Genomic DNA, 272 nt, shown 5'->3' with positions numbered 1-272 from the left:
CCGGGCGGCCGAGCCGCCGAGCGCGACGAGGGGCACGACCAGCAGCGACAGGGCGATCACCGCGAGTGCCTGGTAGAGACCGGCCAGGTCGTCGGTCCACGAGAAGAAGGCCTGCGCTCCGCCCGCGACGATCAGCAGCAGCGCGGTGACCACGGCGAAGGCGACGACGGGCAGAACGACGGTGGAGCGCGCGGAGGCGCTGCGACGCGCGAACAGCCAGGCGAGACGGAGGGTCGTCATCGCGCGCTCACCTCGTCGGCGATCTGGCCGTC

General features: G+C 73.2%; 1 protein-coding gene. It reads right to left on the bottom strand.

Annotation, left to right across the window (positions count from 1 at the left end; translation table 11 throughout):
* Nucleotides 1-240 (bottom strand): hypothetical protein (locus tag SB775_RS29575; RefSeq protein WP_410864801.1); only part of this gene is annotated, 240 nt, incomplete at its 3' end.
* Nucleotides 241-272: the final 32 nt, after the last annotated feature.

Source organism: Peribacillus sp. SIMBA_075 (assembly GCF_046534585.1).
Note: the sequence above shows the minus strand (reverse complement) of the source record. Positions and strands in the feature narration are given on the sequence as shown.